We start from the raw sequence: 13,889 nt of genomic DNA, 5'->3' as shown, positions 1-13,889 counted from the left end.
AATCATAACGATATGAAATCACCAACAAAGTGGTACGTCATTCGCAATTGGGTAGCCGTCAGCCGCCCTCCGCGGCGAAACGACGGATTCCTGCCATGCCAACAGCCACCACGCTCATCGCTTCCCGTACAGAAACCTACCTGGCTTCGATGCCCAACCTGGCCTTCACCGGGTTGTCGGAAAACTGGTTGTTGAAAGAGTGCGGCCATCAACACTGGCTCGCCCTGGCGCAATTGCATGATCGAGCGTTGCCTGATTTCGTCGATGACCAAGGACGCATCGCCTACGCCGCGTTCACGGCGGTCAATACTTGGGATTTGAAGCTGGAAGCGATCATCGAAAATCGCGAGTTCCGGATTCATACCCGGATCGGTCGCGGCGGCCAGGCCCGGCATTTCAGCGAACATGAAGTCTGGCTGGGCGATCGCGTCGTGGGGCAACTGGCGCTACTGTCGACCTTCATCAGCCGGCATGTACCGGGGGACAATCGCAGTGTCAGCAAGGCTTGCCTCAGGGGCTCGACGGCAGCAGTGACCGAGCTGCCGCAGGCACTGCAAGTGCTGCATGTCGACAACCGTCGGATACGCAGCGGGAATTGGCACAGTCATTACGGTATCGATCGCCAGGCAACCGCGGCGCAGGCATTCGATTTCACGCCCTGCCCCGACATCGATTTCAACGGTGCCGACCTGCTGTACTTCGCCAACTTCCAGGCCATGGTCGAGCGTGCCGAATGGGCCCTGCTAGGGTTGCGCCGCCCAGGTCATGTCCGCCAACGCGAGCTGCATTTCTACGGCAACCTCAATATCGGTGACAGCGTGCAACTGCTTTTGCACACGACATCGCCAAGCCATCGCGAGCTTCACTGGTGCGAGGTATTTCGGCGTAGCGACGGGTTCAAGCTGGCCGATGTGTTCACCCGCAAACACCATCTTTCGGACTGCAGCCGATGAGCCATTCTCCCCTTTGGCGACCCGAAGGTCTGCGACTCAAGACGTTGTACCAGAGCAGTGACGTCGAAGGTCTTGAGCACCTGCACAGCCTGCCCGGCAAGGCACCCTTTGTGCGTGGCCCCTACGCCAGCATGTACCTGCAAAAGCCCTGGACCGTGCGTCAATACACCGGGTTCGCCGGCGCCGAGGCGAGCAATCAGCGCCTGCGCCAGCGCCTGGCCGAAGGCGCCACCGGCCTGTCGCTCGCCTTCGATCTGCCGACCCATCGCGGCTACGACTCCAGCGATCCACACTGGCAAGCCGACGTCGGCAAGGCAGGCGTGGCCATCGACAGTGTTGAGGACATGATCGAGTTGCTGGACGGCATCGCCCTGGACCAGGTCTCGGTGTCATTGACCATGAACGGCGCGGTACTGCCAGTGCTGGCGGCCTTCATCGTTGCCGCTCAGGAATCCGGCGTCGCGCCGGAACGGCTCAGTGGCACGATCCAGAACGACATTCTCAAAGAGTTCATGGTTCGCAACACCTACATTTTTGCGCCGAAACCTTCAATGCAGATCACTCTTGATGTGATCAGCTACTTGAATGAGCACGTACCTCGGTTTAATCCGATTTCGGTGTCCGGTTATCACTTTCAAGAGGCCGGGGCCGACACCGTGCTGGAGCTGGCACTGACCCTGATCAACGCAAGGACTTACGCCGAGCAAGTGCAAAACAACGGCCTGGACGTGCAGCGATTCTGCGAACGCATCAGTTTCTTTTTCGGCATCGGCAGCGACTTTTTCAGTGAAGTCGCCAAGTGTCGTGCGGCACGCCTGTTGTGGTGGGAAATTACCCGGGACCTTGGAGTCACCCTCGATAAAGGCCAGGCGCTGCGCATGCATTGCCAGACCTCCGGCTGGTCCCTTAGCGCTCAGGACCCGCTGAACAATGTCGTGCGCACCACCGTCCAGGCCATGGCCGCGGTCTTCGGCGGCACCCAGTCGCTGCACACCAATGCCTGGGATGAAGCCCTGACGCTGCCCAGTGAGGCCTCGTCGAGACTGGCGAGCAATACCCAGCACATCCTTCAACAGGAAACCGGCCTGTGCGACGTGGTCGACCCGTGGGCGGGGTCTTACATGATGGAAGCCTTGACGGCGCAGCTGGCGCAACAGGCGCGTCTGCAAATGGCCGAGATCGATGCCCTGGGTGGTGTGTTCCAGGCGATTGAGTCCGGCGCGATCAACCGGGCCATTCACCATCAGGCCATGGCTACCCAGGCACGTCTCGATAGCGGGATTGCACGGCGTGTCGCTGCAAATGAACCCGCGCAGGAGCCGGTGACGCCCGTGGACAGTCAGGCACTGCGCGCCCGCCAGGGCCAACGCCTCAACCGCCTGCGACTCAAGCGCGACAACGCTCGGGTTGAGGCGCAGCTGCATTCGATCACCGAGTGCGCACGCTCGGGCCAGGGGAATCTGCTGGAGAATACCGTGGCGGCCATCAGCGCGCGGGCGACACTTGGTGAGTGCACCCAGGCACTGGAAAAGGTCTGGCCTCGGTTCAGGCAAGGGCTGGATTTCAGTGTGGGGCACTATGGACCGTCTATGAGTCAGCAGCCCGATTGGGCGATCGTTGCGCAGCGCCTGTCGACCTTTGTCGCCCAGAGTGGTCGCCGGCCCAGGATCCTGCTGTCTAAACTGGGCCAGGACGGGCATGACCGCGGGATTCGCTTGATGGCTGCAGCGCTGGCCGATGCCGGTTTCGAGGTGCGCCTGTTGCCGCTGTTTCAAACGCCGGCGCAGGTGCTGGACGTCTTGGACGATGCCGATTTACCAGATCTGATCGGCGTTTCAAGCCTGGCCGGAGCGCACACGGAACTGCTGACTGAACTGTTGGGTTTGTTGAATCAACGAAGGATTGACGTTCCGCTGGTCGTCGGCGGCATTATTCCGCAGGCCGATGTACGACTGTTGCTGCAACGGGGGGTCAAGGCCTGCTTCGGACCGGGACAGGAGGTAGCGCAGATGGTCGGCCAACTGATCGATCTGCTCCACGTTGCCTGACTGTAGGAGCGAGCACGCTCCTACAGAAAGGCGTTCAGGCCGGTGTGAGTTTCACTACATTCAGGACGCGGCGAGTTTCGCGGCAATCTTCGTCACGTACTCACCTTGGTACCGTGCGATGCCCAGTTCCTTGGCATCCGGCTGGCGCGAGCCGTCACCGCCGGCGATGGTGGCCGCGCCGTACGGTGAGCCGCCGCGCGTCTGGGAAATATCGAACAGCGCCGGGTCGCCGTAGCCGATGGGCACGATCACCATGCCGTGGTGCGCCAGGGTGTTCCAGGTGGAGGTAATGGTAGTCTCCTGACCGCCACCGGTGCCAGTGGAGGTGAACACGCTGGTCACCTTGCCCACCAGCGCGCCTTTGGCCCAAAGGCCGCCGGTCTGATCCAGGAACGTACGCATCTGCCCGGCCATGTTGCCGAAGCGTGTGGGCGTGCCGAAGATGATCGCGTCGTAATCGCCCAACTCGCTCGGCGAGGCAACGGCCGCCTGTTGCTCGGTCTTGCCGTGAGCGGCCTTGAACGCTTGCGGGTCCATGGTTTCCGGGACGCGCTTGACGGTCACTTCCACCCCGGCCACCTTGCGGGCGCCTTCGGCGACAGCGTGAGCCATGGCCTCGATATGGCCGTACATCGAATAATAAAGAACCAGTACCTTTGCCATCGTGCTTTCTCCTGAATCGCTATGGACGAGCAACATTGCCCGTTATGGGTGATGGATCTACTGCGCAAAACGCTACTTGAAAACGGGAATGGAGGCCGAAGCCTGGCGAGCCGTTTTTTGCTGACGCATCCGATTGGCAATCTCGGCGATTTTCGCCTCACCGGCGCGTAAGGCTTCGTCGTTGGTATGCACCGAGTAGTAGCCAAGCTTGAGATCGTACGGGTGAGGAAAGGCCGACCCCAGGACGAATACGGCGTCCCTGTTCCCGGCTTCCAGCGTTAACGCCTGATGACCTGGCTGGAAGACCACCATTTCCCCGGATTCGATCTTATCTGGCGTGTGAACAGCACCTCGGCTGACGCATAGCCACAACGTGCGGTGTCCTTTGGGCGGTGTGTAGGTCCAAGACTCGCCGGCAGGTATTGTCACCAGCAAATAGTTCACGCCTGCAGGCGCTCGGATGGGGCTTTGCACGCCTTCGTAGCGTCCGACGATGACTCGAGCAGGACCGACCTGGGGCGTTGCACTCGCCTCCAGATACTGACTGTCGACCGGAGCGCTCTCCAGCTCAGCAGGTAGGGCAAGCCACAGCTGAAAACCCTGTACTCGCGCGGATGTGCCACTGGACAGTTCCTTGCCATGCCAGACCCCTGCCCCCGCTCGCAGCCATTCAACGCCTCCGTAACCAATGGTTCCGCTGCCGGCGTCCGGATCATCGAAGTGCATGTTGCCTTCAGTGATCACGGTGACTGTCGCGATGCCCGAATGCGGATGCACGGGCATCTGCCCCAGAAATGAACTGGGCGCATCGAACAGGTCCAGGAACACGAACGGCTTGAGCAACTGACCGAAATCCGAGGGGCTCATCAGCCGGACGATGGGGCCGTGGCTACTTCCGGAGTTGCGGTGGCTGATTTGACGAGTATGGCCAGTGTTGCGAAGGGCGGTGAGGTTCATGCGATGTCCTCTGATGATGTGAGTACCCACAAGCGCCGGAGTCAATCTGCGGTGACCTGTAACGTGAATTCATCATAGACAGTCGGTATTCGTTTGATTAGCGGCTAGAGTAGAGTTTCACTCATCCATATTTGGCCTAATCGAATGTTCGACTTGAACGACGTCGCCATTTTCATTCAGATCGTCGACGCCGGTAGCTTTGCCGATGCGGCCCGTCGCACCGGCGCATCCGCCAACACGCTGAGCCGGCGCATGAAGCAGCTGGAAGAATCCATGGGCGTGCGACTGCTGCATCGGTCCACCCGCAAGCTGGTACTGACCGACGCTGGAAAATCGCTCTATAGGCAAAGCGCCAGCCAGATAAACGAGTTGTTCGAGCTCAGCCGTCAACTCATCGGTGGGGTTCGGGAACCGGTCGGCAGGCTGCGGATCGCGGCGCCGGCTGATTTTTTTGAAGTATTCCAGATGGATTTCGTCGCGGATTTCCTGGCCCGTTACCCCAAGGTCAGCCTGGATTTTGTCTTGAGTGACCAGCGGGTGGATCTGATTGCCGAAGGTATCGACATCGCGTTCCGGTCCGGCGTCATGTCCGATTCGAGCCTGGTCGCGCGCAAAATAAACACCGGTCGCCGAATACTCGCAGCCAGCCCGCGATACCTCGAAGCTTATGGTGTGCCAAAGGATATTCAGTCGTTAAGCGAACACAACTGCATTTTTCCGGCGCACCCGTCGGGTCAAGCCACCTGGCACCTTGTCGGCCCCCACGGCGCCACACAGTTGAGCGTGACCGGCCGATTCAGCGCGAGCAGCGCCCAGGCGCAATTGAAAGCAGCCGTAGCCGGATTGGGCATCTGCTTTTTGCCGGACCCCATTCTGCGTGCAAGCCTGGGCAGTGGCAGTCTGGCGGAGGTGCTGTGTGACTACGGCCAGCAAACCAATGATTTATTCATCGTCTTCCCCAGCCGCAATCAAATCCCCTTGGCAGTCAGCAAGTTTGTTGAAGAGGCGATCGGGCATTTGCAAGGGGCGCTGTATTAGCAAGGTACGTCCACTCACCCTTGACACCAGGTCACTGATCGCAACAATGCGATAGCGTTTGCTACAACTCGACACGGCGGATGAGTTGCACTCTGGAAAAGAGCAATCAACAACTCGAATTATCGATATCTATTAACGACAGCCATACATATCTATAACTATTGAAAATACATTAAATAACCCTGCACCAGTATTGCCATCAGCGCGAACATCAAAATTCGGCAACTTAAAAAATAATGTATGCGAGTATATCCTCGCCTACACTCGCTTGAAGTTAATGAAAATGCTCTCCGTTATTCACCCACTGGAGTTTTAAGCATGGCTGATTCTGAAACCCGCCCCCCTCTCCCTCCCTTTACTCGTGAAACCGCTCTGCTCAAGGTCCGTCTTGCCGAAGATGGCTGGAACACCCGTGATGCGCAGAAAGTATCGCTGGCTTATACACCCGACACGAAGTGGCGAAATCGTGTCGACTTCGCAACCAACCGGGCCGAAGCAGCAGCATTCCTGACGCGTAAATGGAACAAAGAGTTGGACTACCGACTGATCAAGGAACTGTGGGCTTTCACGGATAATCGTATCGCCGTTCGCTATGCGTATGAATGGCATGATGACTCAGGAAACTGGTTCCGCTCCTACGGTAACGAGAATTGGGAGTTCGCTGAAAACGGTCTGATGGCGCACCGTTTTGCCTGTATCAACGACATGCCCATCAAGGAATCGGAGCGCAAGTTCCGCTGGCCGCTGGGACGCCGCCCTGACGATCATCCCGGCCTTAGCGAGTTGGGCCTGTAATAGTCAATTCATCAATCTACGCCAGCCTGCGTGTTTCGATCACTGGCGATTACCTGCAGGAGGCCCGCTTTACGCGGGCCTTTCTTTGGCTGCCTTGAGGACTGCGTGGACCAGTCCGCGACACTGCTTTGTGCTTTCAGTCGTCAAAACTCAACACCGTATCAGGCGGAAAAATGCCCACATGCGCCTGAAACGCAACACCCCACTCCTTCATCGCCAGCATGACCGGCCCCAGCGTAAGCCCCAGATCAGTCAGTGTGTATTCCACCCGGGGAGGCACCTGGGCGTACACCTTTCGCGCGAGAACCCCGTGGGCTTCCAGTTCGCGAAGTTGCAGAGTCAGCGAGCGTTGCGTAATCCCCTCGCCAATGAGGCCTTTCAACTCGCCAAAGCGCTTCGTACCGCTGAGCAAGTGGTACAACACCAGCGGCTTCCACTTCCCTCCTGTTACCTCGAGCATCACTTTTACGCCACAACGATAGGCTGTTCTCTCAGTCATTTACGGTCCCGTTGGTATACATTTTTTCCCTATATATCAGTGATGTGCCTACTTGTGAAATAACCTGAGTCAGTGACCAATAAGGTGTTCGCATTATTACTACTCAAGGACACTTTGTATGAAAGCTGCATATTACGATCAACTGGGAACTGCGGTCGAAGTACTGAAAGTCGGTGATGTTCCGACGCCGGCTCCCGGCCCTGGAGAAGTCAGGGTCAAAGTGGCCATGTCCGGCGTGAACCCTAGCGACATCAAGGGCCGGAGCGGCTTCAAAGGTGCCATGCCTTTCAAACGCATCATTCCTCATCAGGATGGCGCTGGTGTCATCGACTCGGTGGGACAAGGAATTTGCGAATCCAGAATCGGCGAACGGGTATGGATGTTCGAAGCTCAATCGGGCCGCGCATTCGGTACCGCCGCCGAGTTCGTGGTGCTGCCCGCAGGCAACGTCGTTCGTCTGGCCGATGACGTCTCTTTCGAAACCGGCGCGAGCCTCGGCATTGCTGCGCTCACTGCTCACTATTGCCTGTTCGCCGATGGCGAACTCACTGGCAAAAGAGTATTGGTTCAGGGTGGCGCAGGCGTAGTGGGCGAAGCGGCGATTCAGTTGGCGAAGTGGACTGGCGCGTGGGTAGCAACCACAATTCGCCATGCCAGAGATGTAGAAACGGCAAAAGCCTCGGGAGCAGACCTGATCATCAACATGCGCGAGGAGGATGTCAGTGTGGCAATCAAAGCAGCGACCCATGGCAAAGGCGTCGACCGTATCATCGAGGTTGACCCAATCGCCAACCTGAAAATCGACATGGACTGTCTGGCCAGGGGCGGCACCATTAGTGTTTACGCGGTAACTACACCAGATGCAGAATTATCCATTCCCGTCATGAAATCCATGGGCAACTGCTCCGTGTTGCGCTTTGTACTGGTCTATAACATTCCCGATGAAGCCAAGCGTCGTGCAATTGGAGATGTGACATCGTGTATTGCCCAAGGCGCGTACAAACCTACGATCGGTTTGACGGTACCGCTGGAGCAAATCGCGCAGGCGCATGGGGCGTTGGAGACCCGTGCAGTCAAGGGCAAAGTGTTGATAGACGTTCAGCCGTAAACCATCGCCCCTCGAGCTGCGCCCTCTCGGCAAGTACCATCGAATGGCACTTGCCGAGAGGGCGCAGCTCGTTACGTTCCTGAGTGCATGCCCAGTACGATCACTACCGGGATCATACCCGGAACTGTTTGACCGCCAGGTTCAGGCTCTCACTTAAACTCGCCAGGTCCCGCGCAGTCTGAGCGCCGTGTTGCGTTTCCTGAGCGACCGTTTCGACTGCCTGTGCGATCTGCTGGATGCTGCGATTGATGTCTTCGGAGACCATGGTCTGCTCATCGGCCGCGCTGGCGATCTGCGTGTTCATGGTGTTGATGGTTTCGATCTGGGTCGCGATGACGCGCAACGACGCGGTGGCATGCGCAGCCTGCTCGCTGGTGCGGCTGCCGGCGTCACTGGATTGCTTCATGGCGTTGACGGTGTCGATCGTGCCTCGCTTGAGCCGATCGATCATGGCCTGAATTTCCTGGGTGCTGGTTTGCGTGCGACCGGCCAGGGCGCGCACTTCATCGGCTACTACCGCGAACCCGCGCCCCGCCTCACCGGCGCGGGCGGCTTCGATGGCGGCATTGAGCGCCAGCAAGTTGGTCTGTTCGGCAATGGAGCGAATGACCCCGAGTACGCCGACGATCGATCCAACATCGTGTTGCAGGTGGTCCAGGGATTCGCCACTGATTTTCAGATTGCCAACCAGGGTGTAGATATTGTCCACGCTGGCATCCACCACACGGCTGGCCGAAGCGCCTTCGCCTTCCGCCTGACTCGCCGCTTCGGCGGCTTCTTGCGCGCTACGCGCCACTTGCAATGCGGTGGCGGACATTTGGTTGATCGCTGCGGCCACTTGTTCGGTTTCCTGGCGTTGCATGTTCATGGCTTTTTCCGATCGGCTGGCTTGTTCGGCGACATCGGTGATCAACACATTGAGTTCCCGTGACATGTGGGTGATTTGCCGGATCAGGCCATGGACTTTGTCCACAAAACGGTTGAAAGAGCCCGCCAGTTGCCCCGCCTCGTCGTTGCGAAGGACCTGCAGTCGACGGGTCAGGTCGCCATCGCCGGCAGCCACCTGTTCCATTTGGGTCCTGAGCAATTTAAGCGGTGACAGCAAGCGTCGAACCATCCACAACGCAAAGAACGCCAGGCTGACGGCCAACACCACGGTAAGGCCGAGCATGACGGTGATGAATTGCTCGCTGAGGGTTTTGATCCGCACAGTTGTGTCGGCAAGTTTGGGTTCGACGTCATCCAGGCTCAGGCCGGAGCCAATGATCAGGTCCCACTTTTCCAGGTACACGGCGTATCCGATTTTCGTGACTATGCGACCGCTGTCAGGCATCGGGATTTTGTAATTCTGGTAGTGGCTACCTTCCTTGGCTTTCCGGATCAGTTCGTTGATGGCGTAGACACCGTCGGCGTCACGCAGATTCCTGAAGCTCTCACCGATTTTCAGGTCCTTGTCTGCCCAGAACACGCGGGTGCTCTGGCTGTCATAACCGAAAAAAATGCCATCGATACCGTAGTGCAGCTGCTTAAGTATCGCCACGGCCTTGTCCCGTGCTGCCAGGTCACCCTGCGCCGAAGCCGCGTAGATCGGCGCAATGGCACTTTGCGCGACCTGCATGGCTTGCTCGAGTGCAACTTTGCGCTCGTTGATCAGGACTTCACGGGTATGAAGCACCTGTTCATCCGTAACCTGCTGCAACAGTACGATGGATACCGCGGTGATGATGCTGGCAAGGAGTACGACAGGGACGATACACAACAACACGAGTTTGCTACGGATGGAGTGGATCATTTTTTCGACACCGTTTTGTGGCGACGGACCCGCGCGTCAGTGGTCCGCTGCAAAAAAATAATGGACAGGCTGGCGAGCAAGCTCGCCAAAACGACGACAGGCACAATGCAGATCAGCAGGCATTTGCTTCGCAGTGAAAGATTCATTTCGTGGCTTTGGTCGAAGATGTCGAGATTGCCGAGCCCGTGATTCCTTTCCCGAGCCCAACTCAACTGTGAAACAGCGCAGCTTCAGAAGCGAAAGACCGCCTGCACCCAGAAACGATCACCTTCGGACCGGTTTTCCACTTTCATTTCATGCTGCCACTTCATGGCGAAACCCCATTGCGGCGTTTGATATTTAACGGCCGGACCAATGGCAAATACTTGCCCCTTGTTTCCGTCCAGATAGGTTTCACCATTTTGTTCATCATCGGTGATTTGCTTGTAGATGTAGCCGTTGACACCTACTTGCCATTCCTTGGTGACGTTATAACCAATGTTGTAGTCGGCGTTAAATTCGTCACCGGATTTATAGTTGGTTGCATCGTTCTTGGTGTTAACGAAATAGACCATCTTGGAACTTATTTCCAAGTTGTCTATTGGATAAGCGGTAAACGAATACCACGGCCCGTAAGACCAGGTATTTCGACCCGGGTTGAAGAGCCGATCTTCGTCGTAGGAACCGATCGGCGCGACGATATCCAGACCTAGCAGTTGGTGGAACCGTGGAGTACTCCAACTCAGGATTAGCGGAACCAGCGTCAGATCGCCCATGCCGTCCTGATGCTCGGTCTTGTGCACCCGGCCGCGCGGAGTGTCCACGTCGAAACTGATTTCGCCCTTGACCAGCGGCAATGCCATGCGGGTCTCAACCTTGGCGCCCAACAAAGTGAAATCCGTATAGACATAGTCCAGACGCAGAGAAATGGCCTGCACGTTCAGATCGAAATTATGGATGCCGGTTTTGTCGTGACCGTCGCTGTCTTTGGTCGAGTTGGCAACATAATCACTAAGATACCAGAACGACGTCAGGCCCGGCGGTGGCAACCTTCCGGAGGCTACGGTATTGACGCCAACCGGATAAACACTTCCACCGCCTTCCGTCGCTTGGGCGCTAGAAGGAAGTACTACGCCGGCCAACAGCAAGGCGGCAAAGTACTTGGACTCAGTGTTGGAGAATCGGACTACAGGCTTCATTTTTATATACCTTGTTGTATTTTTTATAGCGGTCGTTTCTTGCTTACTTGCCATTTACAGGCAGCACCAAACCCTTCCCTGATTTGGGAACTACTGATATTTGGAGCTACAGACATGTTGGCATCGACTTAATAAATAGTCTCGCTATTTAAAAAGTGTGCAACCTTGTGGCATAAAACCTGCCGATCAATAGCGATCGGCAGTTCGCACTGATATCAGGCGATAATCGTTTCCAACTCTCCCAGACCATCGATCCAGACTTTCAGCACGTCGCCCCGGGCTAGGAACACGCCCTTCTCCATGCCCACACCGGCCGGCGTGCCGGTCAGGATGACATCACCTGGAAACAGTTCGACGCGCTGGCTCAGGTATTCGATCTGATCAGCAATGCCATACAGGTGGTTGGAGGTGTTGGAGTCCTGCTCGATCGTGCCGTTACGCCACAATTTGATGTCGAGGTTTTCCGGGTCTGCGACGAACTGTGCCGGTGTTAGGTAAGGCCCCAGCGGACACGCGCCATTGAAAACCTTGTGACCGATCCAGTCAAAGCGGAACGGCGAACTGGCATCGACCGCGTCACGCACCAGGCTGTCCCTAGCCGAAAGGTCATTGGCGCAGGTGTAGCCGGCGACATAATCGAGCGCTTTGTCAGCACTGACACGATACGCGCGGCGTCCAATCACCACCGCCAGTTCGGCTTCCCAGTCGAGTTTCTTGGTGCCCTCAGGCATCTCGACGATCTGTTTGTGCGCCGCCAGACTGCCACGGCCGGCCTTGATGAAATGCCAAGGTGCAATGCCATCGGCGCGCGGATCGAGGGACAGGTTCATATTGAAGGCCAAGGCCATGGCTGCCACGTGATCGCGGTAGTTGGCACCGGCCGCGTAGATAGTGCCCGGCCGCTGCAAGGGTGACGCTAGTTCCAGTGCCTGCAAGTCGAGTAGATGAGCATCAAAATTACTCGGGTTGGCCGCAATGCTGTCAGCAAGAATCTGAAGCTGCTCGTTGGCGCCTGCCCAGTCCTCCAGCAAACCATCGATCGCGATCACCTGCAGATCAACCGAAGCCGACTTTGCCGCCCGGCCCAAGTCGTAGGCCCGCTCACCGACCAACAGCCCTGTCGCAGGAACGACAGCGTCGGACTGATAGGCGAAAAGTTGATATTTCATAAGTCACCTTAAAGAAGCGAACCGCGTTTATCCGAGAAGGTCATGTGTACGGTGATGCCGCCTTCCATGAGCATCCACTTGCGTACCTCCGCACCGAACACACCGTTGGCAATGAACGGGTCGGCCTGGACCAGCCGTTCAGCCTCAGCCTGGTCCGCAGCCCGCAGAATGGTCATGCCGCCCAGTTGCCCCGGCGCGTACTGCTCGGAGACAAACGGCCCGGAAGCAAACAGCTCGCCACGATTCTGCGCGGCGATGGCCCACTGCAGGTGGGCCCCCAACAACTCCGACATGCGTGTCAAGTCCTTGGGCGTACGAAAAGCCACGAACAGGGGTTTGTTCAGCATGCCGGCAAGCAACGCTTGCTCCGGAGTCGTGTCAGCCATGGGCGAGCGCCTCATTCAGAGCCATGGACGGGCCTTGCTCAGCACCATCAGGCACTTCGTAGTTGTGGGCGAAGTCTTCCTTGGGTGGACCGACAGCCCACACAGCGGCCAGCTCATGCGGGCCCGCAGCATTCAACACGACCCAGTCGCTGTCATCTTCGGGGATCACGTCGATATCCCAGAAGTACTCCACCAGGCTATTCCACGGATCGCGGATGTAGTGGAAGTAGTTGGAGCCGCCAACATGGCGACCCAGGCCGAAAGCGCTGATGTAACCCTTGGCCATCAGGCTCTGGGCACCCATCTCGATTTCGTCGATGTCCATCACTTCGAAACTCAGGTGGTGCAGGCCGCTGTGGGAACTCTTGGCCAGGCCCAGCGCGTGGTGATCGCCACCACAACCGAAACGCAGGAAACCGAGGATATCGCCGGCGCGATCGGACACCTTCATGCCAAGCACCTGGGTATAGAACGCGATGGACTTGTCCATGTCCGGACTGAACTTGATTAGGTGGCCCAGGCGCAGCGGTGTAGCGATGCGCGACGACGAGGTCAGGTCGCAGGCACGCTGACCGATCCGGCGATAACGGCCATGGGTGTTCACTTCCGGGGTAGGCCGTGGCGCCGCAGGAGCTTCTACGCCTTCACAGATGTGGACCCAGTCGTTGCTCGGATCACGGAACCAGATGCCCTTTGAATCGATATTGAACGGCGCATCTTCAAGGGTAACGTTATGGCTCTTAAGGTTTTTGCGCACCTGTTTCATGCCGGCGGCATCGGTGCCATAGGCGACGTAACTCAAATGCTTAGGGCTGCCGGGCATCAAGCGAATCTGATCCTGGCCGCGACCTTTGCATCGCAGCACCAGATGCTCGCCCGATACGCGCGCTTCCAGGCCGAAGGCCTCATAGAATGCACGCCCTACTTCCAGATCCGGAACAGACAAACCTACGTGATGAAGAAAACGGATCATGACGGTATCTCCTTTACTGAATCGGGGAAAACGGTGCGCCGGTCAGCAACTCGACCTGCTGCGCCGTCACCATGTGCCCTGCCTTGCCGAGGAATTCGTGCCATTTCGGATTGCCCGACAGAGCGGCGCGCCGTTGAGCGCGGTCCTCATAGCTGGAAAAGCCCCAGATGTGGATGACCCTGTTTACGTCACCGGTTTCAGGCTTGAGGTAGGCAATGAGGTTACCCAGCGCTTCACTCTGGATTTTCAGGCCTTCGGCCTGGTACACACGAAGGAATTCATTCAGGGTGCCAGGCTTGAGTTGGTAGGTGCGTTGTTCAATAAGCATGT

At 57.6% G+C, this 13,889-nt stretch carries 14 protein-coding genes and 1 pseudogene; 5 read left to right on the top strand and 10 right to left on the bottom strand.

Features of this window, described 5'->3' with window-relative positions; all coding sequences use genetic code 11:
* Positions 1–95 precede the first annotated feature (95 nt).
* Both F7R06_RS02835 and scpA read left to right on the top strand, forming a co-directional pair.
* Positions 96–953, top strand: a complete 858-nt coding sequence (locus F7R06_RS02835) for a Pnap_2097 family protein (RefSeq protein ID WP_090321786.1) — start codon at positions 96–98, stop codon at positions 951–953.
* Positions 950–3,001 carry a methylmalonyl-CoA mutase gene (scpA, locus tag F7R06_RS02830; RefSeq protein WP_075944563.1) on the top strand — a complete coding sequence of 684 codons (2,052 nt, stop codon included), beginning with the start codon at positions 950–952 and terminating at the stop codon, positions 2,999–3,001. The genes F7R06_RS02835 and scpA overlap by 4 nt, the downstream gene beginning before the upstream one ends.
* Before the next feature lie 60 nt (positions 3,002–3,061).
* Here the strand turns inward: scpA and wrbA are convergent, their stop codons facing one another.
* Together wrbA and F7R06_RS02820 are read right to left on the bottom strand one after the other, a co-directional pair.
* A complete protein-coding gene (gene wrbA, locus F7R06_RS02825; RefSeq protein ID WP_085702090.1) occupies positions 3,062–3,664 on the bottom strand; it encodes an NAD(P)H:quinone oxidoreductase in 603 nt (200 codons plus the stop codon).
* A 72-nt stretch (positions 3,665–3,736) separates the two neighbouring features.
* Positions 3,737–4,621: a pirin family protein gene (locus F7R06_RS02820; protein WP_075944561.1), complete on the bottom strand. Its 885-nt coding sequence runs from the start codon at positions 4,619–4,621 to the stop codon at positions 3,737–3,739.
* Between the two features lie 144 nt (positions 4,622–4,765).
* Here F7R06_RS02820 and F7R06_RS02815 point away from each other — a divergent pair, with 144 nt between their 5' ends.
* Positions 4,766–5,659, top strand: a complete 894-nt coding sequence (locus F7R06_RS02815; protein ID WP_075944560.1) for a LysR family transcriptional regulator — start codon at positions 4,766–4,768, stop codon at positions 5,657–5,659.
* A gap of 318 nt (positions 5,660–5,977) precedes the next feature.
* Positions 5,978–6,454: a nuclear transport factor 2 family protein gene (locus F7R06_RS02810; RefSeq protein WP_075944559.1), complete on the top strand. Its 477-nt coding sequence runs from the start codon at positions 5,978–5,980 to the stop codon at positions 6,452–6,454.
* Positions 6,455–6,590: 136 nt separating this feature from the next.
* Here F7R06_RS02810 and F7R06_RS02805 read toward each other — a convergent pair whose 3' ends face one another.
* Positions 6,591–6,953 (bottom strand): winged helix-turn-helix transcriptional regulator, encoded by a 363-nt coding sequence (locus tag F7R06_RS02805; protein ID WP_075944558.1) that lies wholly within the window; start codon positions 6,951–6,953, stop codon positions 6,591–6,593.
* Positions 6,954–7,071: 118 nt separating this feature from the next.
* Here F7R06_RS02805 and F7R06_RS02800 point away from each other — a divergent pair, with 118 nt between their 5' ends.
* Positions 7,072–8,061, top strand: a complete 990-nt coding sequence (locus F7R06_RS02800) for an NADPH:quinone reductase (protein WP_075944557.1) — start codon at positions 7,072–7,074, stop codon at positions 8,059–8,061.
* Positions 8,062–8,173: 112 nt separating this feature from the next.
* Here the strand turns inward: F7R06_RS02800 and F7R06_RS31335 are convergent, their stop codons facing one another.
* The 7 genes and pseudogenes from F7R06_RS31335 to F7R06_RS02770 all read right to left on the bottom strand — a co-directional run bounded on the left by F7R06_RS31335 (position 8,174) and on the right by F7R06_RS02770 (position 13,887).
* Positions 8,174–8,923, bottom strand: a complete 750-nt coding sequence (locus F7R06_RS31335; protein ID WP_408003000.1) for a methyl-accepting chemotaxis protein — start codon at positions 8,921–8,923, stop codon at positions 8,174–8,176.
* A gap of 108 nt (positions 8,924–9,031) precedes the next feature.
* Positions 9,032–9,853, bottom strand: a pseudogene (locus F7R06_RS31330) (cache domain-containing protein); the annotation flags it as partial.
* 230 nt (positions 9,854–10,083) lie between these two features.
* Positions 10,084–11,031 (bottom strand): SphA family protein, encoded by a 948-nt coding sequence (locus F7R06_RS02790; protein WP_090321788.1) that lies wholly within the window; start codon positions 11,029–11,031, stop codon positions 10,084–10,086.
* Between the two features lie 215 nt (positions 11,032–11,246).
* Entirely contained in the window at positions 11,247–12,200 is a 954-nt protein-coding gene (locus tag F7R06_RS02785; RefSeq protein ID WP_075944554.1) for a fumarylacetoacetate hydrolase family protein, read from the bottom strand.
* An 8-nt stretch (positions 12,201–12,208) separates the two neighbouring features.
* Positions 12,209–12,586 (bottom strand): YciI family protein, encoded by a 378-nt coding sequence (locus F7R06_RS02780; RefSeq protein ID WP_075944553.1) that lies wholly within the window; start codon positions 12,584–12,586, stop codon positions 12,209–12,211.
* A complete protein-coding gene (locus F7R06_RS02775; protein WP_090321791.1) occupies positions 12,579–13,559 on the bottom strand; it encodes a VOC family protein in 981 nt (326 codons plus the stop codon). Before F7R06_RS02775 ends, F7R06_RS02780 begins: the two co-directional genes overlap by 8 nt.
* 13 nt (positions 13,560–13,572) lie before the next feature.
* Positions 13,573–13,887, bottom strand: coding sequence for an NIPSNAP family protein (locus F7R06_RS02770; protein WP_075944551.1), 315 nt, complete (start codon positions 13,885–13,887; stop codon positions 13,573–13,575).
* Between the last annotated feature and the right edge of the window lie 2 nt (positions 13,888–13,889).

This window comes from Pseudomonas moorei, assembly GCF_008801475.1.
In the GTDB taxonomy this organism is placed as follows: Bacteria; Pseudomonadota; Gammaproteobacteria; order Pseudomonadales; family Pseudomonadaceae; genus Aquipseudomonas; species Aquipseudomonas moorei.
This window is presented reverse-complemented; position numbering and strand designations above follow the sequence as displayed.

Bases quoted from the DNA above. Each gene is read 5' to 3' on its own strand.
- F7R06_RS02835 (WP_090321786.1), top strand. From the start codon at position 96: ATGCCAACAGCCACCACGCTCATCGCTTCCCGTACAGAAACCTACCTG.
- scpA (WP_075944563.1), top strand. From the start codon at position 950: ATGAGCCATTCTCCCCTTTGGCGACCCGAAGGTCTGCGACTCAAGACG.
- wrbA (WP_085702090.1), bottom strand. From the start codon at position 3,664: ATGGCAAAGGTACTGGTTCTTTATTATTCGATGTACGGCCATATCGAG.
- F7R06_RS02820 (WP_075944561.1), bottom strand. From the start codon at position 4,621: ATGAACCTCACCGCCCTTCGCAACACTGGCCATACTCGTCAAATCAGC.
- F7R06_RS02815 (WP_075944560.1), top strand. From the start codon at position 4,766: ATGTTCGACTTGAACGACGTCGCCATTTTCATTCAGATCGTCGACGCC.
- F7R06_RS02810 (WP_075944559.1), top strand. From the start codon at position 5,978: ATGGCTGATTCTGAAACCCGCCCCCCTCTCCCTCCCTTTACTCGTGAA.
- F7R06_RS02805 (WP_075944558.1), bottom strand. From the start codon at position 6,953: ATGACTGAGAGAACAGCCTATCGTTGTGGCGTAAAAGTGATGCTCGAG.
- F7R06_RS02800 (WP_075944557.1), top strand. From the start codon at position 7,072: ATGAAAGCTGCATATTACGATCAACTGGGAACTGCGGTCGAAGTACTG.
- F7R06_RS31335 (WP_408003000.1), bottom strand. From the start codon at position 8,923: ATGCAACGCCAGGAAACCGAACAAGTGGCCGCAGCGATCAACCAAATG.
- F7R06_RS02790 (WP_090321788.1), bottom strand. From the start codon at position 11,031: ATGAAGCCTGTAGTCCGATTCTCCAACACTGAGTCCAAGTACTTTGCC.
- F7R06_RS02785 (WP_075944554.1), bottom strand. From the start codon at position 12,200: ATGAAATATCAACTTTTCGCCTATCAGTCCGACGCTGTCGTTCCTGCG.
- F7R06_RS02780 (WP_075944553.1), bottom strand. From the start codon at position 12,586: ATGGCTGACACGACTCCGGAGCAAGCGTTGCTTGCCGGCATGCTGAAC.
- F7R06_RS02775 (WP_090321791.1), bottom strand. From the start codon at position 13,559: ATGATCCGTTTTCTTCATCACGTAGGTTTGTCTGTTCCGGATCTGGAA.
- F7R06_RS02770 (WP_075944551.1), bottom strand. From the start codon at position 13,887: ATGCTTATTGAACAACGCACCTACCAACTCAAGCCTGGCACCCTGAAT.